The organism is Nocardia sp. NPDC051787, from assembly GCF_040681325.1.
Taxonomy (GTDB): domain Bacteria; phylum Actinomycetota; class Actinomycetes; order Mycobacteriales; family Mycobacteriaceae; genus Nocardia.
The window spans coordinates 169,900-189,478 of sequence record NZ_JBFAYO010000009.1; the positions used below are offsets into that span (position 1 = coordinate 169,900).

Consider the following 19,579-nt stretch of genomic DNA (forward strand, 5'->3'; position numbering starts at 1 on the left):
CCTACCGCCGGGAAGAGTGGTGCCGTCGTCGGGTGATCCGATGACCCGCTACGGTTCGGTCCGATAGTGGACACGCTTGTACGGGCCCAGGGGTCCGACGGGACGTCGAAGGATAGCTATGACCTGGCTGGAGCAATTGGCCGTCTTCGGTGCTGGCATCGCGGCGGGCGGAATCAACACGATCGTCGGCTCGGGCACTTTGATCACTTTTCCGGTATTGCTCGCCTTCGGCTTGCCGCCGGTGACCGCGAATGTGTCCAACACCATAGGCCTGGTCCCCGGTTCGCTCAGTGGTGTGCACGGCTACCGCCGCGAACTCGCCGGGCAGCGGGACCGGCTGCTGCGGCTGGGCACCGCGTCGCTGCTCGGCGGCATCACGGGGGCGGTACTGCTGCTCGTGCTTCCGCCCGCGGCGTTCAAGGCGATCGTACCGGTGCTGATCGCTTTGGCGTTGGTTTTGGTCGTGGTGCAGCCGCGGCTGGCGAGCTGGGTGAAGCGCAGGCGGGAGAACGACGGCGCGCCGGTCCCGGAGCACGGCGGCGCCATCCTCTTCGCCGCGATCTACGCGGCCGGTGTCTACGGCGGGTACTTCGGCGCCGCGCAGGGCGTACTGCTGATCGGGTTGCTCGGCGTCTTCGTGCACGACGACATCCAGCGCCTCAACGGGACGAAGAACGCGCTCGCGTTGATCGTGAACGCCGTGTCCGCGGTGATCTTCATCGTGATCGCGGACGTGGACTGGCGGGCGGCCGCGCTGATCGCGCTGGGTTCGATCATCGGTGGCCAGCTCGGTGCCAAGATGGGCAGGCGGATGCCGCCGACCGTGTTGCGCGCGGTCATCGTCGTGGTCGGTCTGATCGCGGTGGTCCGACTGGTGACGTCATAAGCGGCTGCCTCGCCTCCGCTCGGCCCGGCGCGGGCTGTGGACGGACTTCGTCCGGCTGCGTCTTTCATGCGGCTGCCTCAGCCTCCGCTCGGTCCGGCGCGGGGTGGGGGCGGACTTCGTCCGGCTGCGTCTTTCAGGGGGCGGCCGGGGAATCTCAGGGTCCGATGTCAGCCCTGAGGAGGACGACGCCCGCCCGTGTGTGGGCACAGGATGATCTCCGTGCGTAGCTGGAAGTTGGTCGTCGTCGCTCTCGTCATCGTGCTACCGGCGGTGAGCGGCTGTGCCGGAACGCCGAGCCGCCAGGAGTCGGCTGTCGCCGATCTGGTCGCACAGGCCGATGCGGCGCCGACACCGCGGCTGGACTGGGCGCCGTGCGCGGAACCGCGGCTGAGCAAGTTCGAGTGCGCGACCGCGGCCGTGCCGGTGGACTACGCCCGTTCCGACGGCCCGACCCTTCCGCTCGCGGTCGTGCGGCAGCGGGCTACCGACCCGGATCGGCGGATCGGCACGTTGTTCGCCGCGGTCGGCGGTCCAGGCGGTTCGGGATTGCGCTGGGCGGCGGAGGGGGAGCTGTCCGGCGGCGAGATCGCGCGCCGGTTCGACGTGATCACCTTCGACCAGCGTGGCGTCGGTCGCAGTGGCCAGGTCCGGTGTTTCCCGAATGCCGAACAGCAGCAACAATTCTGGTCTGGAGCGTGGTTGCCGCCGGCGAATCCGGAACAGGAGCGCGCCGCCGCCGCGGCGAGCCGCGAGCTGGCGGCGGGATGTGCCGAGCACGGCGGCGAGCTGCTCGGGCACCTCACCACCGTCGATGTCGCGCGCGATCTCGACCTGCTGCGCCGCGCGGTCGGCGAACCGCGGCTGACGTACGAAGGCGGTTCCTACGCAAGCTATCTGGGCCAGGTGTACGGCGCGCTGTTCGGCGACCGGGTACGCGCGCTGCACCTGCCTTCGCTGATCGACCCGAACGCGTACACCAACGACACGCGAAGCTCGATCGAGAGCACCGCCGCCGGTACCGAGCAGGTACTGAGCGAGTTCCTGCGACTGTGCGCGGAGGCGGGACGGCCGCGCTGCGCCTTCGCGCCCGAGAGCGGCTCGAACGAAGCCGTAGCACAGGGTAGTACCGGTCTGCGTGCCCGCAACGACGCTGTACTGCAACGGCTTCGGGAGGCACCGATCGTGGTCGGGACGGGCGAGCGGGCGCGCACGGTCACCTACTCCGAGGCGATGTCATCGCACGCGCTGCTGCTGTACGACCCGAAAGAGGGCTGGCCCGCGCTGGCCGGATTGCTCGCCGAGCTGGAGCGCGGTCCGCAGGGCAACCCGGACGCCGTGCACGAGATCTTGACGACAACGGCGGCCACGGACGACTTCCTGGATTCGTTCACCGCGATCTCGTGCGCGGACAACACCTTCCCGCGTGATCCCGACCAATGGCCGACGCTGGCAAGGGATCTCGCCGCCATCAGCCCCACCTACGGCGCGTTCTGGCTGTATATGCACCAAGCCTGCGCGTCTTGGCCAGCACCGCCCGAGGGATATGGCCAGCGCTACACCGGACCGTGGATCCTGCGCTCGGACACCCCTGCCCTGCTGGTCAACAACCGATTCGATCCGGTCACCCCGCTGACCGCCGCACGGCGCGCACAGCAGGAATTGGTGAACGCCAGGCTGGTCGTCGTGGACGGCGGGTATGGGCACACCCCGCTCAACGACTGCACCCGGAAGCTGCGGGAGCGCTACCTCATCGACGTGCAGCTGCCCGCTCCGGGGGCCACCTGCCGCGCCGACGAGACGCCGTTCGGTCGATAGCAAAATCGGATATCTGTTCACAAAACGGGAATACCGGTAGTCTGCGCACGCTAGGCGTGATGATGAAAGGTGACTGGTGCGTAGACGTGCCTTGTTCAAGGCGGCGGGCACGGCCGCGCTGCTCGGTGCTGTGGGAACGATGGCCGGTACGAGCGCGGCGTCCACGGACCCGGCCTGGGAGGCCTTGTTCCGCGGGTGGGTACCGGAAATCTTTGCGCCCCTTCCCGATCCACCGCAGCACTCGCCCGCGATAGTCATCGGCTCAGGCTTCGGCGCCGCGGTCACCGCGCTTCGCCTTGCCGAGGCCGGGATCGCCACCACCGTGCTGGAACGCGGTTCACGCTGGCCGAACGACCCGTGGCGGGAGATCTTCACCGGCGACGACCTGCCCGACGGTCGCGGCTTCTGGCACCGCACCCACTTCACCGGCGTCACCAAGGTACCGATGCGGTTCGCCAGCTTCGGCGGCGTGCTGGACTGCACGGAATACCCGGGCATCGATGTCTGGCGGGCGGCGGCGGTCGGCGGCGGCTCGGTGATCTTCAGTGGAGCCATGGTCGCCCCGGAACGCCGTTTCTTCGACCACGTCTTCGGTGGCACCGTCGACTACGGCGAGATGGAGCGCGTCTACTACCCGCGGGTGCGGCAGATGCTGCGGCTGAGCGCGATGCCAGCGGACATCTACCACTCCTCGCCGTTCACGCACTCCCGCGCCTGGGACGACCAGGTGCGCAAGGCGGGCTACCACCCGCAGCCGAACGACTCGATCTTCAACTGGGACATCCTGCGCGGCGAACTCGCCGGAGCCACACGGCCTTCGGCCACCGCGGCCAGGAGCAATCTGGGCAACTCCAACGGCGCCAAATTCGACCTGAATCAGAACTACTTGGGGTACGCGCAGAACACCGGCCGCTGTGCGATCTTCCCCGGCCACCGCGTCGACGCCATCGCGCAGGATGGCGACCGCTACGCGGTCACCGTGGCGAAGCTGTCGCCCACTGGTGAGGTGCTGGCCACCCGCACACTCACCTGCGATCGGCTGTTCCTCGGCGCGGGTTCGATCGGTACCTCCGAGCTGCTGGTACGCGCCCAGGCCACCGGTGCGCTGCCCCGCCTGAACGAGCACATCGGCGACGGCTGGGGTACCAACGGCGACGTGGTGCTCGCCCGTGGCGCGAGCGTGCTGGCCGGGCACGGCCAAGGCGTGCCGAGCGCGAGCCGGATCTTCGACGAATCCGGTGTGCCGCTGACCCTGGAGAGCTGGTACATCCCCGGTATTCCGTTCGAGACCGGCGCGCTGGCCTCGCTCGGCATGGTGCTCGACCCGACCCGCACCCGGTTCGGCTACAACCGGGCCACGAACGGCGTCGGGCTCAGTTGGTCGGCGAAGAACCGCGACGACATCGTGGCCGCGGCGCGCGCGGTCGACCACCGGATCGCCGAACGCGCGGGCGCGCTCGTCGAATACGGCGCTCTCGGCTATGACGCGAACGCGTTGTTCACCGCGCATCCGCTCGGCGGCGCGGTGCTGGGGCGGGCCACCGACAACTACGGGCGCGTGCACGGCCACCCCGGGCTGTACGTGATGGATGGCGCCGCGGTGCCCGGCAGCACGGGAACGGTCAACCCGTCGCTCACCATCGCCGCACTGGCCGAACGCAATATCGAGGCGATCGTCCGCGCCGGTCGCTGATCGCGTCGGCGCCGCTTCCCGTAGACGTACCTCCGCCTTCGCTCCGGCCGTGCGCGGTGTTCTCCTCAACCGTGCCGAGCGTGCTTGCCGCGTACTACTGTCGGGGCACCGTTCGGCGTCGAAGGGATCCGCAGTGTCCGCTCCAACCCCCCGCTCGGGCCTCGATGGCTCGTCTCTCGAGCGATACGGTCTGCGGGAAGCACCGCACCCGCAGGAGTATCCGCGCAAGCCGCCCCAGCTGTGGACCGATTTCGTGATGCTGGCGCTGGCCATCGTCTCGGTGGCGCTGGTCGTCTGGATCACCTTCTTCCCGGTCTCCGGGCACACCTACCGCGTGATCGTGTTCGTCGACTGGTCGTTGTGCGCGGTGTTCGCCGCGGAGTTCCTGTGGCGCTGGCGCCGCGCGGGCTGGCCGTGGACCTTCCCGCTCGTCTACTGGTACGAAGTCCTCGGCATGATCCCGGTGACCAGCCCGTTCTTCCGCGGTTTCCGGCTGCTGCGGATCGTGGTGATCATCGTCCGCCTCGCCCGGGTGGCCGACCGGGTGTTCGGCGACCGCGTGACGGCCGCGGTGGTGAACCACTTCGTGGCGACCATCGTGGACACCATCCGCCGTCCGATGACGATCGCGGTGATGGACGAGGTGGCGCACGTGCTGCGCACCGGCCACTACACCCGCAACATCGCGGCGGCACTGGAGGAGAACCGCGCCGAACTGGACGAGATGATCCTCGAACTGATCAAGAAGGACCCGCAGGCGGGCCGGGTGCGCTACATCCCGTTCCACGACGACATCATCCGGCTGATCGCCGACACCACGTTCCGCATCGTGTTCCAGGTGCTGGAAGACCCGCGGACCGACGAACTCGTCTCGGACATGTTGCGGGAGAACATCGATCAGATCCGCGACGCGGTCCGCGACGGCGTCCGGGTGCCGCCGTCCGCGTACGGCCCGACGCCGCCCGAGAACGGCGTGCGGCACCAGCTCAGTCGGCTGCCGCGTGCCTGATCTCGTCTCTCGGCTGCGCGAATCGAACGGTCTCCCAAGCGATCAGCCCGATCAGGAGCACGCACAGCAGGGACAGTGACGCCAGCGCGGGCAGCGCGCAGGCCAGCGGGATGAGCGCGAGCAGCACCGCCGCGGCGACCACCCGGGGCACCGTGACGGCGCCCGTGGCGTAGTGCTTGAACCCCACGAGCGCGATCAAATACAGCGCGACACCACCGTAGAGGGCGTACAGCGGAATTCCGTAGAGCGCGTCTTGCAGGGTGTGGTGCGAGGAGTCGCCGACGTAGTAGAGCACCTTCTTCAGCCCGAGCGACAGCGCGATGATCCCGACGATCATCGGAAAATGCCAAAAGGTGTAGGAACCCGTCGCGATCTTGATCTGACGTGTGCCTTCGGCGCGCACGAGCTCGTGCTCCACCGATAGGGCGGCGACGTCGAAATACGCCCACCACAGCAGACCGGAAATGGCGAGACCGAGCATCGAGCCGAGCACGATCGGCCAGGAGATCGGCAGTCCGGCCACCCCGATGCCGATCGAGACGATGGATTCACCGAGCGCGACGATGATGATGAGCCCGTACCGCTCGACGAAATGCCTGGCCGAATTCAACCGCCAATCGGTCCCCGCGAACAGCGTCCACAGGTAGTCGCCCGCGACGGCGGCGATCCACAGCGCGATCTGCACGACGCCGGACGTCATCGCGGCGATGACCAGCAGTGTGGTGCCGATGCTGATCGACCCGAGCGCCCAGCGCAGCACCTGGTTCCGCAGGCGTGAGTCCTCGGCGCTGGCCAGCCAGAACATCCCGACATGTACCAATCGGACGATCAAGTAGGCGATGGCGAAGACCAGCGGGCCGAACCAGCCGCCGGGCAGGTCGTCGAATGCCTCGGGAATGGTGAGTGCGGCGAGGAAGCCGCCGCCCATGGCCACGAACATCGCGATCCGTGCGATGCCCTCGTCGGCGCGGACCACGTTGCCGAGCCAGGAGTAAGCGATCCACAACCACCACATCACCGCGAGTACCAGCAAGGCGCGCAGCATGTTCTTCGCGCTGGGCTCTTCGGCGACGAGGCCGGTGACCATGGTGAACGCGAAGACGAGCACGAGGTCGAAAAACAGCTCGAGCTGGGTTACCGATGCGCCTTCCGCCGTCGGTTGGAACCGAACCCGCTTGGTACCGATCATGGTGCATATCGTCGCACTCCGGCCGGTTCGGCGCCGGTTCGCCGCGTGGCGGGCCCGGCGATTTCGCGCAGAGCGCAGCGCCGCGGGCAGTTATTTGCTTTGGCTATATGTGTTGATAGGTTTCCGGTTCCGGGAAATGCTCGGCGAAATCGATGAAGCACTCCACCACTACTTCATTGGCCTTGCGGACCGTGCGTTTGAGCAGAAAGCCGGGAATCGGGAGGGGTAGATACAGCTCGACGTGGTACCAGACGTGCGTGCCGTCGACGCTCTCGGACACCTCGAACCAGCCGCCGCCCCGGACGCCGCGAGTGCTGTCGGCGACGATCCATGAGCACCGGTCATCGGTCCAATCGTATTCCAGCACTTGCAGGTCCGCGCTGCCGAGCAGCTCCGCCTTGACGAAGACGCGTCGCGGCCTGCGCCACCGATCGCGCGTCGCGACCCGCACGTCGCTGTAGGAGGACGACCATTCCGGTAGTGATTCGACCGCAATCAGGGCGTCCATGACCTGTTCGGGGGCGATGTCGACGAGGAATCGGATATCTGTTTTGGTGCGCATGGCATACCTCCGACCCCCACGTGGACAAGTCGGCCGATTGTCGCCGCCATTTGTCGGCGTCGTCAACCTGACCGCTGGCGCGATTCTCGATTACCACGGATAACGTGCCGTTATCTGCTCGAGATCGGGGATTGGCCACTGCCCGAACAACTTCCGAGTAGCAGGTTTCGTGTGGAAGGGCTCGCGCTCGGCCCGCTCGCATACGATCGGATCGAAAAGATCGTCGCTGTCCGACTCCGTCGGCACGGGTGGGAGGTTGTCATGAAGTACGCCGAACTGCTGGCGCAGGTGCGGGACACGATCACGGTTCGCCGGGTCTACGGGGAGCCGTACGAATCCAATGGGGCAGTGATCATTCCCGCCGCCTCGCTCGGAGGCGGCGGTGGCGGTGGCGGCGGTGGCGGAAAAGATGGCCAGGGGGAGGGCGGGGGCGAAGGAGTGGCGTTCGGTGTGGGCGCCAAGCCCGTCGGCGCGTACGTCCTGCGCGACGGTCGACTCACCTGGCACCCGGCCGTGGACGTCAACGCGATCATCGAGACGGCCGGCAAGGTGCTGATCGCGGGAATCCTCGCTTTTGCGCTGGCGCGCCGCGTTCGCTACACGACTGACGGGCGCATCCCGACGCGGTTCGTCCGTAGCCTGCGCCGGGCGACGAAGGGGTGGTAGCCGCGGCAGCGCCGGACCGAGCGCAGGCGAGTAGCCGCATGAAGGGCGCTGCCGGACGAAGTCCGTCCGTAGCCTGCGCCGGACCGAGCGCAGGCGAGGTAGCGGCCTAGCGCTCGATCCGGCGTGGCGTTCAGTTGGCGGGCTCGACCACCGCATCAGGTCCTGGATACACCAAAGACTCGTGACCGTCGGAGTAGCGCACCAAGTAGGGCGGCGTCCCGTCCGGGCCGCGGACCTCGATGATCTCGGCCAGGTGATCCACTTCTCCCACCACGTGTCCGTGTACGCAGAGTCGATCTCCTACATGTGCGATCATCGCCCCATTATCGAACGGAGTGCTGCGCGTCACAACCGTTCCGCGAAGCTGTGGGCGAGTCGATTCATTCGTCTCCGCCGATGACCCGCTCGACGGCGGCCTCGATCAATGCCTGGCTCTGTTCCTCGGTGAACACCTCGGGCAGGGTGAGCCGATCCACGATCAACCAGTTCAGTGCCAGATAGAGCAGTAGCACTGATTTCTCGTCGCCGGGCAGGCCGGACTCGAGGTGGTTGCGCACGTTGAACTCGATGTCCTGGCGCACACGCTCGGTCAGCACGGCGCGAAGCTCGTGTCGCCGAGTCGCCTCCAGTCGCAATTCGAGCAGGGCCAGGTAGCCGGTGCGGAAGGCTTCGATGCGCCCGACCGTCTCCCGCATCAGCTCGGTGATATTCGCACGGGTCTTCGGCCCCTCGGTCAGCTTGGCCATGGTCGCTTCACTCGGTTGTAGCCGCTCGTAGAACCGGCCGCCGGCCTGGGTCAGCAGGTCGTCGCGATTGGCGAAGTAGTTCGACGCCGTGCCCGCTGGTACGGCGGCCTCTTTGTCCACCGCGCGAAAGGTCAGTCCGCGTGCGCCGTCGCGCGCAAGAACTTCGATCGCCGCGTCCACCAGCGCCTGTCGTCGCTCCGGGTTGGTCCGCACTTGACACCACTCCAGTCGTAGTACTACATTTCAAATCACTACAGACAGAGTACAACGTGTTAGGCGGTATAGGTATGCGAAAGCTTGTCTACTACGTGGGTGTGTCGCTCGACGGCTACATTGCAGGCCCCGCGGGGGAGTTCGACTTCTACCCTCTCGACGACGCGATGACGGCCTGGGCCATCGGCGAATATCCGGAGTTCGTGCCCAGCTTCCTGCGTACGCAGGCTGGAATGGCGGTGGATGAGCCGAACAAGCGGTTCGACACCGCGGTGATGGGCAGGGGCAGCTACGAGCCCGCGTTGTCCCTCGGTGTGACCAGCCCGTACGCGCACATGAAGCAGTACGTGGTGTCCAGCACGCTCGGTCCAGTCGACGATCCGGCCATCGAGGTGGTCGAACGCGACCCCGTCGAGCTCGTGCGGGGGCTGAAGCGGGCCGAGGGTGGGGACATCTGGCTCGTCGGCGGCGGCAAGCTCGCCGCCGAACTGCTCGGCGAGATCGACGAGATGATCATCAAGAGCTACCCGGTCGTCGCGGGCGGCGGCGTGTCCGTGTTCTCCGGCGCGTTCCGTCCGACGCTGTTCACTCCAGCTCAGCGCAAGGAATTCGGCAACGTCGCGCAGGTCACCTGGTTCACCCGCGCCTGACCGCCACCGAAATCCACAGAAAGAGGTAATCCCATGCGAAAACTCGTCTACTTCGTCGGTGTTTCACTCGACGGCTACATCGCGGGCCCGGATGGCGAAATCGACTTCTACCCGGTAGCAGACGACATGTGGGAATGGATGCGCGCGGAGTATCCGGAGACGCTGCCCACCCACGTGCGCCCCCACGTCGGGCTCGACGTGGACGCGCCGAACCAGAAATTCGACACGCTCGTGATGGGTCGCGGCACCTACGATCCGGCCCTGTCCATTGGCGTGACCAGCCCGTACGCACACATGAAGCAGTACGTGGTGTCGAGCACGCTGGGCCGGATCGATGATCCGGGCGTCGAGTTGGTCGAGCGTGATCCGGTCGGCCTGGTCCGCGAACTCAAGCGGCAGGACGGCATGGACATCTGGCTGGCGGGCGGCGGCAAGTTCGCCGCAGCGCTGCTGGAGGAGATCGATGAGCTGGTGATCAAGAGTTATCCGGTGGTCGCGGGCACCGGCGTTCCCGGGTTCGCGGGCGAGTTCCGTCCCACGCAGTTCCGCCCCACCGAGCGCAAGCAGTTCGGCAACGGCGTTCAGGTCAGCTGGTTCACCAGGGCCTGAGCCTGCTCAGCCGGCGTCGGAGAGGAACGACAGCCGTACCTGGCGGTCGGGGTTGTCGATATTGAGATCAACCAGCGCGATCGACTGCCAGGTGCCGAGGGCCAGCTTCCCGCCGAGCACCGGGACCGTCGCGTACGGCGGGATCAGTGCGGGCATCACGTGTGAGCGCCCGTGGCCGCGGGAGCCGTGCGCGTGCCGCCATCGGTCGTCGGCGGGCAGCAGCTCGCGCAGCGCGGCCAGCAGGTCGTCGTCGCTGCGTGCGCCCAATTCCATGATCGCGATCCCCGCGGTGGCGTGCGGTACGAAGACGTGCAGCAGCCCGTCGCCGCCCGCTTCGCGGACGAATGTCGCGCACTGCGGTGTGATGTCCTGCACCACCTCGCTGTGGCCCGTTCTCACGTCGAGCAGCGTGCTCTTCATAAGCTCATGGTCCCTCATCGCGCGCGGGCCGCGCGGCCTGCCCGGGATGGGATGCGGCTGTGGGTTTTTGCACAAGCCGGGTAGGTATCGGCAAAACCGCTGGCACCCGGCCGGTAGTCTGGATGACTGTTACCAGTTTGTTGTCGATCTTGGAGGACCCTGTCGTGGCTCTCGTGGTTCAGAAGTACGGAGGATCCTCGGTGGCGACCGCCGAGCGCATCCGGCGCGTCGCTGAACGGATCGTGGAGACCAAGAAGCAGGGCCACGACGTGGTGGTCGTCTGCTCCGCCATGGGCGACACCACCGACGAGCTGCTCGATCTCGCGCAGCAGGTGGCGCCGGCGCCGCCCGCCCGTGAGATGGACATGCTGCTCACTTCGGGCGAGCGCATCTCCAACGCGCTGGTCGCCATGGCCATCCACTCCCTCGGCGCCGAGGCCCGCTCGTTCACCGGCTCGCAGGCCGGCGTGATCACCACGGGCGCGCACGGCAACGCCAAGATCATCGACGTCACGCCCGGCCGTGTCCGGGACGCGCTGGACGAGGGCCTCGTCGTGCTGGTCGCCGGCTTCCAGGGCGTCAGCCAGGACAGCAGGGACGTCACCACGCTGGGCCGCGGCGGTTCGGACACCACCGCGGTCGCGCTGGCCGCCGCGCTGAACGCGGACGTCTGCGAGATCTACACCGACGTGGACGGCGTCTTCACCGCCGACCCGCGGATCGTGCCCGACGCGCAGCGGCTCGAGCAGGTCTCCTATGAGGAGATGCTGGAACTGGCGGCCTGCGGCGCCAAGGTGCTGATGCTGCGCTGCGTCGAATACGCCCGCCGCTACAACGTGCCCGTGCATGTGCGCTCGTCCTACACCGACAAGCGGGGCACCTACGTTTCTGGATCGATGGAGGACATCCCCTTGGAGCAAGCAATCCTCACCGGCGTCGCACATGACCGCAGCGAGGCCAAGGTGACCGTGGTCGGGCTGCCGGACGAGCCGGGTTACGCCGCCAAGGTGTTCCGTGCCGTCGCCGACGCCGAGATCAACATCGACATGGTCCTGCAGAACATCTCGAAGGTCGAGACCGGCAAGACCGACATCACCTTCACGCTGCCCAAGACCGAGGGCGCCCGCGCCGTCGAGATGCTGACCAAGCGCCAGGACGACATCGGTTTCTCCCAGGTGCTCTACGACGACCACATCGGCAAGGTGTCGCTGGTCGGCGCGGGCATGAAGAGCCATCCCGGGGTCACCGCCACGTTCTGTGAGGCGCTGGCCAAGGCGGGTGTGAACATCGATCTGATCTCCACCTCGGAGATCCGGATTTCGGTCCTGGTCAAGGACACCGAACTGGACGAGGCGGTCAAGGTGCTGCACAAGGCGTTCGACCTCGGCGGCGACGAGGTCGCGGTGGTCCACGCGGGAACGGGGCGATAGGCCATGGGCATTCGGGTAGGAGTCGTCGGCGCGACCGGACAGGTCGGCGCCGTCATGCGGAAACTGCTGGACGAGCGCAACTTCCCCGCCGACGAGGTGCGGTTCTTCGCGTCCGCGCGTTCGGCGGGCAAGACGCTGCCGTGGCGCGGCCGCGAGATCGTCGTCGAGGACACCGAGACCGCCGATCCGTCCGGCTTGGACATCGCGCTGTTCTCCGCCGGGGCCACCATGTCCCGGGTGCAGGCCCCGCGTTTCGCGGCGGCTGGTGTCACCGTGATCGACAATTCGTCGGCTTGGCGCAAGGACCCCGAAGTCCCGCTGGTGGTCAGCGAGGTGAACCCGGAACAGACGCGCAACCTGGTCAAGGGCATCATCGCCAATCCGAACTGCACCACGATGGCGGCCATGCCGGTGCTCAAGCCGCTGCACGACATCGCGGGTCTGCGCCGCCTGATCGTGTCCAGCTACCAGGCGGTGTCCGGCAGCGGCCTGGCCGGTGTCGAGGAGCTGGTCGGTCAGGCGCGCGCGGTGATCGATGATGCCGAGAAGCTGACCCAAGACGGCCGCGCCGTCGACTTCCCCGCGCCGAACAAGTACGTCGCGCCGATCGCGTTCAACGTGCTTCCGCTGGCCGGTTCGCTGGTCGACGACGGCTCCGGCGAGACCGACGAGGATCAGAAGCTGCGCAACGAGAGCCGCAAGATCCTTGGCATCCCGGATCTCGCGGTGAGCGGTACCTGCGTGCGCGTCCCGGTCTTCACTGGTCACTCGCTGTCGGTGAACGCCGAGTTCGCCGAGCCGCTCTCCGTCGAGCACGCCAAGGAAATCCTGGCCAAGGCCCCCGGCGTCAAGCTGGTCGATGTGCCGAACCCGTTGGCCGCGGCCGGTATCGACGATTCCCTCGTCGGCCGCATTCGCCAAGACCCCGGCGTTCCCGACGGTCGCGGTCTCGCGCTGTTCATCTCCGGCGACAACCTACGAAAGGGCGCCGCCCTCAACACGATTCAGATCGCCGAGGTGCTGCTCAGCAACCGCTGAATATCCGGCGAAGACCGTCGAGTTGTTGAGCGGGCGCGATGGGGCGCGCCTACGTCGATCGATCCAGGAACTCGAGAACGGTGGCGGTGTCGAACGCGACCTCATCGAATGAAGGTCGTCTTTTCCGAGTCCGCATGGGAGGAATACTCGGCGTGGTTTCAGCACGACCGTGTTGTGCTGAAGAAGGTCAACGTGCTGATCAAGGCGACCCTGTCCGATCCTCTCGAAGGCATCGGCAAGCCCGAGCCGTTGAAGCATGACCTGGCGGGTTACTGGTCCCGTCGAATCACGCAGGAACACCGCATCGTCTATCGAGTGGTGGATGATGCGCTCTGGATCGCCAAGGTCGGCAAGCGCTACCGATAAATAGGTTCGCCCGCCCGGCCGTCGCGCTGTTAGCCTGCGGCGATGGTCAACCCTCATCCCCACGTGTATCTCGGCGACCGGATCGTTGCGGCCGATGCGGCCGTGGTCGGTATCGCCTCGTCTGCGGTGTTGTACGGACTGAGCGTCTACACCGTCTTCCCGGTGCACGTGGAGGGGGCGGCACGGACCGCGTTTCGACTGGATGATCATTTCCGGCGGCTCGAGGAGTCGTGCAAGATCATCGGTATCGATCGGTTCGCCGTGGAGTGGGACTTCGCCAGGTTTCGCGCCGCCGTGGTGGAACTGGTCGCGGCGAACGCCCCCGCCGAGGATGTCTTCGTGCGGGCGACGGTGCACGTGGTCGAATCCATTCCCGGCACTCGGGTGCGTGGCTGTGCGATCCAGGTGAGCATATTCGTCTACGACGCGGTACCGATCGTCCCACAGGACGGGATGCGGCTGAAGTCCAGTCCGTGGCGGCGCATTCCGGACAACGCCATCCCGTCTCGCGCCAAGGTCAATGGCGCGTATGTGAATTCGGTCCTGGCCAAGCAGGACGCGATCGACAGCGGCTACGACGACTGTGTCTTCCTGGACGGCAACGGTCATGTCTGCGAACTCAGCGCGGCCAATATCTTCCTCGTCCGGGGCGGCACGCTGATCACCCCGGATGTGTCCTGCGACATCCTCGACGGCATCAACCGCAGGACCGTCCTCACCCTGGCGGCCGAGGACGGCATTCCGGTGGTGGAACGTTCCGTGGACCTCACCGAGCTGTACATCGCCGACGAAGTCTTTGTCACCGGAACGTCTTCCGGTGCGGCTCCGGTCGTGGAAGTGGACGGCCGCCTGATCGCCGACGGCGTACCGGGGCCGATCTCGCAGGCGCTACGCAAGCGCCACTACGCCGCGCTGCGCACCGACGACGTGCACGGATGGGTTACGGATCTGTCCGCTTAGCCGCGCGCACCCGCACGGTGCGGTAAGTCGACAGGCAAGAAACGGTACCGGCGCGCCCGAGGGTTATTCCGCCCAGCGGCTGCCCGGGTGTCCGAGAACGGCGGGTGCGACCGAGTTTGTTCGGCCCAGCGGCTGCCCGGGTGTCCGAGAACGGCGGGTGCGATCGAGCTTGTTCCGCTCAGCGGATGCCCGGGGTGCGTGGATCCGGCCCGAGGCAAGCCACGATGGCGCAGCCCGGCGGGCTGTCCGCGAATGGCGGGTCCAGCGGGTAATTCAGGCAGGCGAAGACGTTGCAGCCAGGGTAGGCGGCTGGCCCGAGGCCGAAGACCGCGATCAGGATGTCGTTGTCGACGAAGCGGCGAGGGTCCAGCCGCACCGGCGGCTCGATGTAGGGGCCAGGGTCCGGCACCGGCCGCTCGTCGAACGCGTCGAATACCTTGCGGAAGAATTCATAGGGCAGTTCCTGGGTGTTCTGGATGATCCCGCTTACGCCCTGCCTGCTGACATTTCCGAAGACGCCGGTCCACACCACGGTGAGATCCAAGCTCGGAATGATGAAGACGTTCTGCATCCCGAGGCCCGCCATCGTGTAGACGTCGCGGGGCAGGAAATCCGCGGTCTCGGCGCAACCGGGCCCTAGCCAGAACAGGTATCCATAGCACGAGTTCGCAGGCGAGGGCGTGCGCGCCTTCCGCAGGTACTGGGCGGAGACGATGCTCTGGTCGCCCCACCGTCCGTCGTTGCTCACCAGCAGTCCGAGCTTCGCGAAATCCTTCGGCGGAATCATCAGGTGTGCGTAGCCGTAGGTATGTCCGGAGCGGTCGCGGGCCCAGTAGTAGTCACCACGTGGAATGCCGAGCGGATCGAACAATTCACGCTGCGCGAACTGTTGCAGTGGTTCACCCACGGTGAGTTCGAGCACGTAAGCCAGGAGGTCGACATTGCGCTGGCTGTAGGTGAAGACCGTGCCCGGCGGATTGTCCAGCGGCACACCGAGCGCCTGCACCGCACTGTTCGGGTCGATGGGGATCACGCCGGTGATGCCCTCGGTCACCACTCCGACCCGCATGCCCGACGTCTCGGTGAGCAGATTCTCCACGGTGATAGACCGGTGCGCGGGGCCGCCGAGCCCGGGGGGCAGGTACCGGTCGATCGGCGCGTCGAGTTCGAGTTTGCCTTGGTCCCAGGCGATTCCGGTGAGCACGGAGACGACGCTCTTGGTCGCGCTCCAGATATTCCACGCGACGTTATCGGTCTGATTGTTCGTCAGCCCCTCGCCGATCAGGCAGTTGTGCCGGAACACCTGCACGTTGAACCGGTTTCGCCCGGCCACGAACCGCAACGCTTCTTGCAGCCGCCCGGAATCCAACCCGACCTGCTCCGGCGCCGCCCGCTCCAGGTCACGGCTCGAGGTAACCGCGCACCGCACCTGATCATCGGGCGCGGCGTGTGCGCTCCCGACCAGCAGATTGACAGCTACCAGCGAAACCGCCGCGATTCCCGCTCGGAATCCACCAAAACGCCGCATGTGAAAAAGGCTAGCGCTCCCGGATGTGATCGCACGTTCAACAGGCGGGAGGGTTTGCTCGTTCCTATCCACGCGATCGCATACGCAGCGCGTACAGCACGGCGCCGAGGACAAGTGTGCCGAGTCCGGCGAGGACGGAACTGAGAGGCAGCGAGAATCCGACAATGACGCAGCCCGCCGCGCCGACGATGGGAATCCAGCGGGGCGGGCGGTTTTCCTCGGCGGTCAGTGTTGCGGCGGAGATGTTCGCGATCAGGTAGTAGCCGAGCACCGTGAACGAGGAGAAGCCGATCGCCGCGCGCAGATCGAAGACCGCGGCGATCACCGCGACGACCGCGCCGACCACCACTTCCGCGCGATGCGGCACGCCGAAGCGCGGATGCACCGCGGCCAGCGCACCCGGCAGATAGCGGTCCCGCGCCATGGCTAGCACCGTCCGGGACACACCGAGGATCAGCGCCAGCAGCGATCCGGCCGCTGCGATCACCGCGCCGATTCGCACCACCGGGGCCGCCGCCGGGACGCCCGCCGCGGTGACCACTCGCACCAGCGGGTCGGTCGCCTGGGCCAGTCCGGCGGACCCGAGCACGCTCAGCGCCGCGACCGCCACCAGCGCGTAGACCGCTAGAGCGAGTCCGAGCGCGATCATGACGGCGCGCGGAATGGTGCGCTCCGGTTCGCGCACCTCCTCGCCGAGGGTGGCGATGCGGGCGTATCCGGCGAACGCGAAGAACAGCAGCCCGGCCGCCGTGAGAACGGCGCGCGGACCGATCCGGTCGGGCAATGTCCTTGCCGCCGAGTGCGTTCCGAACACCCCGGCCACGACCACCACCGCGAGCACCGCGAGCACCACCGCGACGAGCACCCGAGTGGCCAACGCCGATTTCTGCACCCCCGTGTAGTTGATCGCGGTAATCGCCACCACCGCCCCAACCGCCACCGCATGCGCCTGCTCGGGCCAGGCGTAACTACCGACCGTCAATGCCATTGCCGCACATGAGGCAGTCTTCCCCGCGACGAATCCCCACCCGGCGAGGTAGCCCCAGAACGGCCCGAGCCGCTCCCGCCCGTACACGTACGTTCCCCCGGAGACCGGATACCGCGCCGCCAGCCGCGCCGACGACATCGCATTGCAGTACGCGAGCAGCGCCGCCACCGCCAGCGCGAGCAGCAACCAGCTGCCGGCCGAGGCCGCCGCTGGCGCCAGCGCCGCGAAGATGCCCGCCCCGATCATCGCTCCGAGCCCGATGATCACCGAATCGGTGAGTCCGAGCCTGCGGTGCAAGGTCCCATCGTGCGACGCCATGATGTGCATCCTCCCGCACTCTCGTCGCTGACGCAGGGCGGCCTCGAGTCGGCGAAGACCGGCACCGAGCTCGGTCAGACGAACTGCATGGCGTCAGCCCAGTACGCTCGTCGAGTGATCGCATGCGACGGGCTGTGCACTCGTCCTCTCGACACGATGGAACTCCGCACCTTTTTGCGGCGATGCTTCGAAGTCCCTGATTCGGATATCTTCGTCAGCAGCGACGACCTGGTCGACCAGGCGCTCCGGGATGTCCAGAGGGATGGCCCCTTCGCGGTCTTCTGCACATACGGGCCGGTCGGCGGGGACTTCGCGGCAGCGTTCTCGATCAGTGCGGATCCGCCACCATCCGGACATGATGCCCTGGACAACCAAGGATTCGTCGTCCTGCTCGCAGCACAGATCGGCTGCGACCTCCTCTGCGGCTTCGGCGACGAGCCGCAGCCGTGGTTGTGGATACTCACGCGATCCGATGGCGCCTGCGTGCTGGTCCACCTCGCCGAAGACTTCGACGGATGCGAAGGCGAACCCCCGTGTTCTTGCGAATACGCCCATCGCAGGGTCGTGTATCCGAAGTCGTGAGCTCACCGGATGACCCTGACGGATCTGGCGATTCTCGGGTGGTCGCTGATCAGCGGTGCCGGTAGAGAACCACGGCCAACCGGCTCACATACGTTGATGCCCCCTGTACGAGTTCTCCAACAGGCAGGTCCCACAACCGGCGAACGTCTCCCGAGGTCGCTACTCGCCCCAGGGAGACCGGCCTGCTACCAGGCTCTCCAGCTGTGTGGCGCCATTCTCGCGTCGTTCGAGCCTGAATAGATACTCCATCGAGTAGATCGGTGCCGCGGTTTCCGATCTGTCTGCATGGTCGACCACCGCATCGGTCAGCGTTTTCACCATCCGCAGTCGAGGATAGGCGGCGTGGATCGCTGCCTGATTCGACTCGGTCAGGTGGGCGTGGAAGCCGATGTCCATCTTGCTGCCCTCTGCCGTCAAGTACGCCAAGACGCCGCGCCGTTCGGCGACCCCGGGCGAGGTGTGCAGCGCGATCGCCTCCCACACTCGGTCGACATCCGGTTGCGGAAGACCGTGATCGGAGAGGACTCCGGCGGCGAGATCGGCGCCCTCGACCTCGAAACGTTCCTTGCCAGAAGCCAATTCGCCCGTGCCGAGATCGTGCATGACCGTGGCCGCGACCAACAGATCCCGGTCATAGCCTGCATCGGCGTGCAAGCCCTCGTGGTCGGCGAGCATCTCGGCGAAGAGATAGCTACGGATGCTGTGGTTGACGATCGCTTCGGCCTCCGACCGGCGCACGATCGCGAGAGCGGCATCAGCCAGTCGACTGGATGGTAATTGAATACGAAAGGCCATGAAAGCCAGGCTATTTCGACGCTTACGATTGCGGGAGTGGCCCTGGTGCCGCGAAACGCTACGATCGGGCCATGTCAGCGGGGGCGGGGAAACGGCGCGTCGCCGTGGTAGTGCCAGACAAGGTCGTCATGCTCGACGCCGCGATTCCGATCGATGTATTCGGTTCCGACCCCAACTACGACCTTGTCGTGTGCCCGGCATCGAGTAGTGCCGCCACCTGGGTTCCCTGGCAATCAAGTGAGACGATCACGCTGGATGCCTTGGCTGATGCCGACACGATCGTGATGCCCGGTTACGCCGGGTTCGACCACCTACCGCCGGATCCACTTACCGACGTCCTCGGTCAGGCGCATTCGGGTGGCGCGCGGCTGGTATCGATCTGCACCGGGGCTTTCGCCTTGGCCGCCGCAGGGGTGCTGACCAACCGGCCGGCAACGACGCACTGGCGCGCCGCAGCCTTGCTCCAGAGCAGATACCCGGACATCGAGGTTCAACCCGATCGGCTCTTCGTCGACGATGGCGACGTGCTGACCTCGGCGGGCGTCACCAGCGGGATCGATCTGTGCTTGCACATCATCCGCAAGGACTTCGGCGCTGCCGTCGCCAACGAGCGTGCCCGCGATCTTGTCGCGCCGCCGGTACGCGAAGGAGGTCAAGCGCAATACACACGCCAGTTCCTACCCACCGCCACCTCCGGCACCCTCGAGGAAACACGAGCCTGGATGCTGAGAAACCTGGATCATCCGCACACGATCGATGAGCTTGCTCGCCGATCACACCTGTCGCGACGGACCTTCGTCCGGCGGTTCCGCGACGAGACGGGAACCTCGACCGGTGCCTGGATCGCCGCCGCCCGCATCGACCGGGCTCGCGAACTCCTGGAAACCACGGAACTCCCCGTAGACCAAATCGGATACCGCGTCGGGCTCGGCAGCCCGGCCAACACCCGTGCCGTCTTCAACCGCCATGTCGGGATCAGTCCCGGAAGGTATCGCCGCCTTTTCAAAGGACGATCCGGGGAATGGCGAGCCCGGTGACGGAAAGGCACACCTGCTCGCCAGCCGAGAAGTCGAGTTCTGGCACCACCGCATCGAGGTCGACGCCGATCAGGCGATC

21 protein-coding genes are annotated in these 19,579 nt (G+C 66.7%); 12 read left to right on the top strand and 9 right to left on the bottom strand.

Going from position 1 to position 19,579, the window contains the following annotated elements; genetic code table 11:
• Positions 1-118 precede the first annotated feature (118 nt).
• The 4 genes from AB0M45_RS12510 to AB0M45_RS12525 all read left to right on the top strand — a co-directional run bounded on the left by AB0M45_RS12510 (position 119) and on the right by AB0M45_RS12525 (position 5,403).
• The gene (locus tag AB0M45_RS12510; protein WP_364326633.1) at positions 119-886 is read left to right on the top strand and encodes a sulfite exporter TauE/SafE family protein; all 768 of its coding nucleotides are present in this window, start codon (positions 119-121) and stop codon (positions 884-886) included.
• A gap of 210 nt (positions 887-1,096) precedes the next feature.
• Positions 1,097-2,701: an alpha/beta hydrolase gene (locus AB0M45_RS12515; protein WP_364326636.1), complete on the top strand. Its 1,605-nt coding sequence runs from the start codon at positions 1,097-1,099 to the stop codon at positions 2,699-2,701.
• Between the two features lie 76 nt (positions 2,702-2,777).
• Positions 2,778-4,394 (top strand): GMC oxidoreductase, encoded by a 1,617-nt coding sequence (locus tag AB0M45_RS12520; RefSeq protein ID WP_364326639.1) that lies wholly within the window; start codon positions 2,778-2,780, stop codon positions 4,392-4,394.
• 133 nt (positions 4,395-4,527) lie between these two features.
• Entirely contained in the window at positions 4,528-5,403 is an 876-nt protein-coding gene (locus tag AB0M45_RS12525; RefSeq protein WP_364326642.1) for an ion transporter, read from the top strand.
• Here the strand turns inward: AB0M45_RS12525 and AB0M45_RS12530 are convergent.
• Positions 5,381-6,592 (bottom strand): low temperature requirement protein A, encoded by a 1,212-nt coding sequence (locus tag AB0M45_RS12530; RefSeq protein WP_364326645.1) that lies wholly within the window; start codon positions 6,590-6,592, stop codon positions 5,381-5,383. The genes AB0M45_RS12525 and AB0M45_RS12530 overlap by 23 nt on opposite strands.
• 103 nt (positions 6,593-6,695) lie before the next feature.
• Positions 6,696-7,154, bottom strand: coding sequence for an SRPBCC family protein (locus AB0M45_RS12535; protein ID WP_364326648.1), 459 nt, complete (start codon positions 7,152-7,154; stop codon positions 6,696-6,698).
• Positions 7,155-7,415: 261 nt separating this feature from the next.
• Here AB0M45_RS12535 and AB0M45_RS12540 point away from each other — a divergent pair, with 261 nt between their 5' ends.
• On the top strand, positions 7,416-7,820 hold the full coding sequence (locus AB0M45_RS12540; protein ID WP_364326651.1) for a sporulation protein: 405 nt from the start codon (positions 7,416-7,418) through the stop codon (positions 7,818-7,820).
• 130 nt (positions 7,821-7,950) lie between these two features.
• Here AB0M45_RS12540 and AB0M45_RS12545 read toward each other — a convergent pair whose 3' ends face one another.
• Both AB0M45_RS12545 and AB0M45_RS12550 read right to left on the bottom strand, forming a co-directional pair.
• Positions 7,951-8,136 (bottom strand): DUF1918 domain-containing protein, encoded by a 186-nt coding sequence (locus AB0M45_RS12545; protein WP_040773002.1) that lies wholly within the window; start codon positions 8,134-8,136, stop codon positions 7,951-7,953.
• A 64-nt stretch (positions 8,137-8,200) separates the two neighbouring features.
• Positions 8,201-8,779 carry a TetR family transcriptional regulator gene (locus AB0M45_RS12550; RefSeq protein ID WP_364326656.1) on the bottom strand — a complete coding sequence of 193 codons (579 nt, stop codon included), beginning with the start codon at positions 8,777-8,779 and terminating at the stop codon, positions 8,201-8,203.
• Between the two features lie 74 nt (positions 8,780-8,853).
• On the opposite strand from AB0M45_RS12550, the gene AB0M45_RS12555 reads away from it, so the two are divergent.
• Positions 8,854-9,429 carry a dihydrofolate reductase family protein gene (locus AB0M45_RS12555; protein ID WP_364326659.1) on the top strand — a complete coding sequence of 192 codons (576 nt, stop codon included), beginning with the start codon at positions 8,854-8,856 and terminating at the stop codon, positions 9,427-9,429.
• Between the two features lie 33 nt (positions 9,430-9,462).
• Complete coding sequence (locus AB0M45_RS12560) at positions 9,463-10,038, top strand: dihydrofolate reductase family protein (RefSeq protein WP_364326662.1); 576 nt, start codon at positions 9,463-9,465, stop codon at positions 10,036-10,038.
• Between the two features lie 6 nt (positions 10,039-10,044).
• Here AB0M45_RS12560 and AB0M45_RS12565 read toward each other — a convergent pair whose 3' ends face one another.
• Positions 10,045-10,458: a secondary thiamine-phosphate synthase enzyme YjbQ gene (locus AB0M45_RS12565; RefSeq protein WP_364326665.1), complete on the bottom strand. Its 414-nt coding sequence runs from the start codon at positions 10,456-10,458 to the stop codon at positions 10,045-10,047.
• 164 nt (positions 10,459-10,622) lie between these two features.
• Between AB0M45_RS12565 and AB0M45_RS12570 the strand changes: the two genes are divergently transcribed.
• The 4 genes from AB0M45_RS12570 (at position 10,623) to AB0M45_RS12585 (ending at position 14,252) form a co-directional block, all read left to right on the top strand.
• Positions 10,623-11,888, top strand: a complete 1,266-nt coding sequence (locus AB0M45_RS12570) for an aspartate kinase (RefSeq protein WP_364326668.1) — start codon at positions 10,623-10,625, stop codon at positions 11,886-11,888.
• A 3-nt stretch (positions 11,889-11,891) separates the two neighbouring features.
• Complete coding sequence (locus AB0M45_RS12575; RefSeq protein ID WP_364326671.1) at positions 11,892-12,926, top strand: aspartate-semialdehyde dehydrogenase; 1,035 nt, start codon at positions 11,892-11,894, stop codon at positions 12,924-12,926.
• Between the two features lie 108 nt (positions 12,927-13,034).
• Positions 13,035-13,292, top strand: a complete 258-nt coding sequence (locus AB0M45_RS12580; protein ID WP_364326674.1) for a Txe/YoeB family addiction module toxin — start codon at positions 13,035-13,037, stop codon at positions 13,290-13,292.
• A gap of 42 nt (positions 13,293-13,334) precedes the next feature.
• Positions 13,335-14,252: an aminotransferase class IV gene (locus tag AB0M45_RS12585; protein WP_364326677.1), complete on the top strand. Its 918-nt coding sequence runs from the start codon at positions 13,335-13,337 to the stop codon at positions 14,250-14,252.
• Between the two features lie 178 nt (positions 14,253-14,430).
• Here AB0M45_RS12585 and AB0M45_RS12590 read toward each other — a convergent pair whose 3' ends face one another.
• The 4 genes from AB0M45_RS12590 to AB0M45_RS12605 all read right to left on the bottom strand — a co-directional run bounded on the left by AB0M45_RS12590 (position 14,431) and on the right by AB0M45_RS12605 (position 18,463).
• The gene (locus tag AB0M45_RS12590) at positions 14,431-15,780 is read right to left on the bottom strand and encodes a serine hydrolase domain-containing protein (RefSeq protein ID WP_364326680.1); all 1,350 of its coding nucleotides are present in this window, start codon (positions 15,778-15,780) and stop codon (positions 14,431-14,433) included.
• 64 nt (positions 15,781-15,844) lie between these two features.
• Entirely contained in the window at positions 15,845-17,086 is a 1,242-nt protein-coding gene (locus AB0M45_RS12595) for an APC family permease (RefSeq protein WP_364326683.1), read from the bottom strand.
• A gap of 93 nt (positions 17,087-17,179) precedes the next feature.
• A complete protein-coding gene (locus tag AB0M45_RS12600) occupies positions 17,180-17,641 on the bottom strand; it encodes a hypothetical protein (RefSeq protein WP_364326686.1) in 462 nt (153 codons plus the stop codon).
• A gap of 186 nt (positions 17,642-17,827) precedes the next feature.
• Entirely contained in the window at positions 17,828-18,463 is a 636-nt protein-coding gene (locus AB0M45_RS12605; RefSeq protein WP_364326688.1) for an HD domain-containing protein, read from the bottom strand.
• Between the two features lie 71 nt (positions 18,464-18,534).
• Here AB0M45_RS12605 and AB0M45_RS12610 point away from each other — a divergent pair, with 71 nt between their 5' ends.
• Complete coding sequence (locus AB0M45_RS12610) at positions 18,535-19,500, top strand: helix-turn-helix domain-containing protein (protein WP_364326691.1); 966 nt, start codon at positions 18,535-18,537, stop codon at positions 19,498-19,500.
• Positions 19,501-19,579 lie beyond the last annotated feature (79 nt).

Coding starts and splice junctions, on each gene's coding strand:
- AB0M45_RS12510 (WP_364326633.1), top strand. CDS start 119: ATGACCTGGCTGGAGCAATTGGCCGTCTTCGGTGCTGGCATCGCGGCG.
- AB0M45_RS12515 (WP_364326636.1), top strand. CDS start 1,097: ATGATCTCCGTGCGTAGCTGGAAGTTGGTCGTCGTCGCTCTCGTCATC.
- AB0M45_RS12530 (WP_364326645.1), bottom strand. CDS start 6,592: ATGATCGGTACCAAGCGGGTTCGGTTCCAACCGACGGCGGAAGGCGCA.
- AB0M45_RS12535 (WP_364326648.1), bottom strand. CDS start 7,154: ATGCGCACCAAAACAGATATCCGATTCCTCGTCGACATCGCCCCCGAA.
- AB0M45_RS12540 (WP_364326651.1), top strand. CDS start 7,416: ATGAAGTACGCCGAACTGCTGGCGCAGGTGCGGGACACGATCACGGTT.
- AB0M45_RS12545 (WP_040773002.1), bottom strand. CDS start 8,136: ATGATCGCACATGTAGGAGATCGACTCTGCGTACACGGACACGTGGTG.
- AB0M45_RS12555 (WP_364326659.1), top strand. CDS start 8,854: ATGCGAAAGCTTGTCTACTACGTGGGTGTGTCGCTCGACGGCTACATT.
- AB0M45_RS12560 (WP_364326662.1), top strand. CDS start 9,463: ATGCGAAAACTCGTCTACTTCGTCGGTGTTTCACTCGACGGCTACATC.
- AB0M45_RS12565 (WP_364326665.1), bottom strand. CDS start 10,458: ATGAAGAGCACGCTGCTCGACGTGAGAACGGGCCACAGCGAGGTGGTG.
- AB0M45_RS12575 (WP_364326671.1), top strand. CDS start 11,892: ATGGGCATTCGGGTAGGAGTCGTCGGCGCGACCGGACAGGTCGGCGCC.
- AB0M45_RS12580 (WP_364326674.1), top strand. CDS start 13,035: ATGAAGGTCGTCTTTTCCGAGTCCGCATGGGAGGAATACTCGGCGTGG.
- AB0M45_RS12585 (WP_364326677.1), top strand. CDS start 13,335: ATGGTCAACCCTCATCCCCACGTGTATCTCGGCGACCGGATCGTTGCG.
- AB0M45_RS12590 (WP_364326680.1), bottom strand. CDS start 15,780: ATGCGGCGTTTTGGTGGATTCCGAGCGGGAATCGCGGCGGTTTCGCTG.
- AB0M45_RS12595 (WP_364326683.1), bottom strand. CDS start 17,086: ATGGCGTCGCACGATGGGACCTTGCACCGCAGGCTCGGACTCACCGAT.
- AB0M45_RS12600 (WP_364326686.1), bottom strand. CDS start 17,641: ATGGGCGTATTCGCAAGAACACGGGGGTTCGCCTTCGCATCCGTCGAA.
- AB0M45_RS12605 (WP_364326688.1), bottom strand. CDS start 18,463: ATGGCCTTTCGTATTCAATTACCATCCAGTCGACTGGCTGATGCCGCT.
- AB0M45_RS12610 (WP_364326691.1), top strand. CDS start 18,535: ATGTCAGCGGGGGCGGGGAAACGGCGCGTCGCCGTGGTAGTGCCAGAC.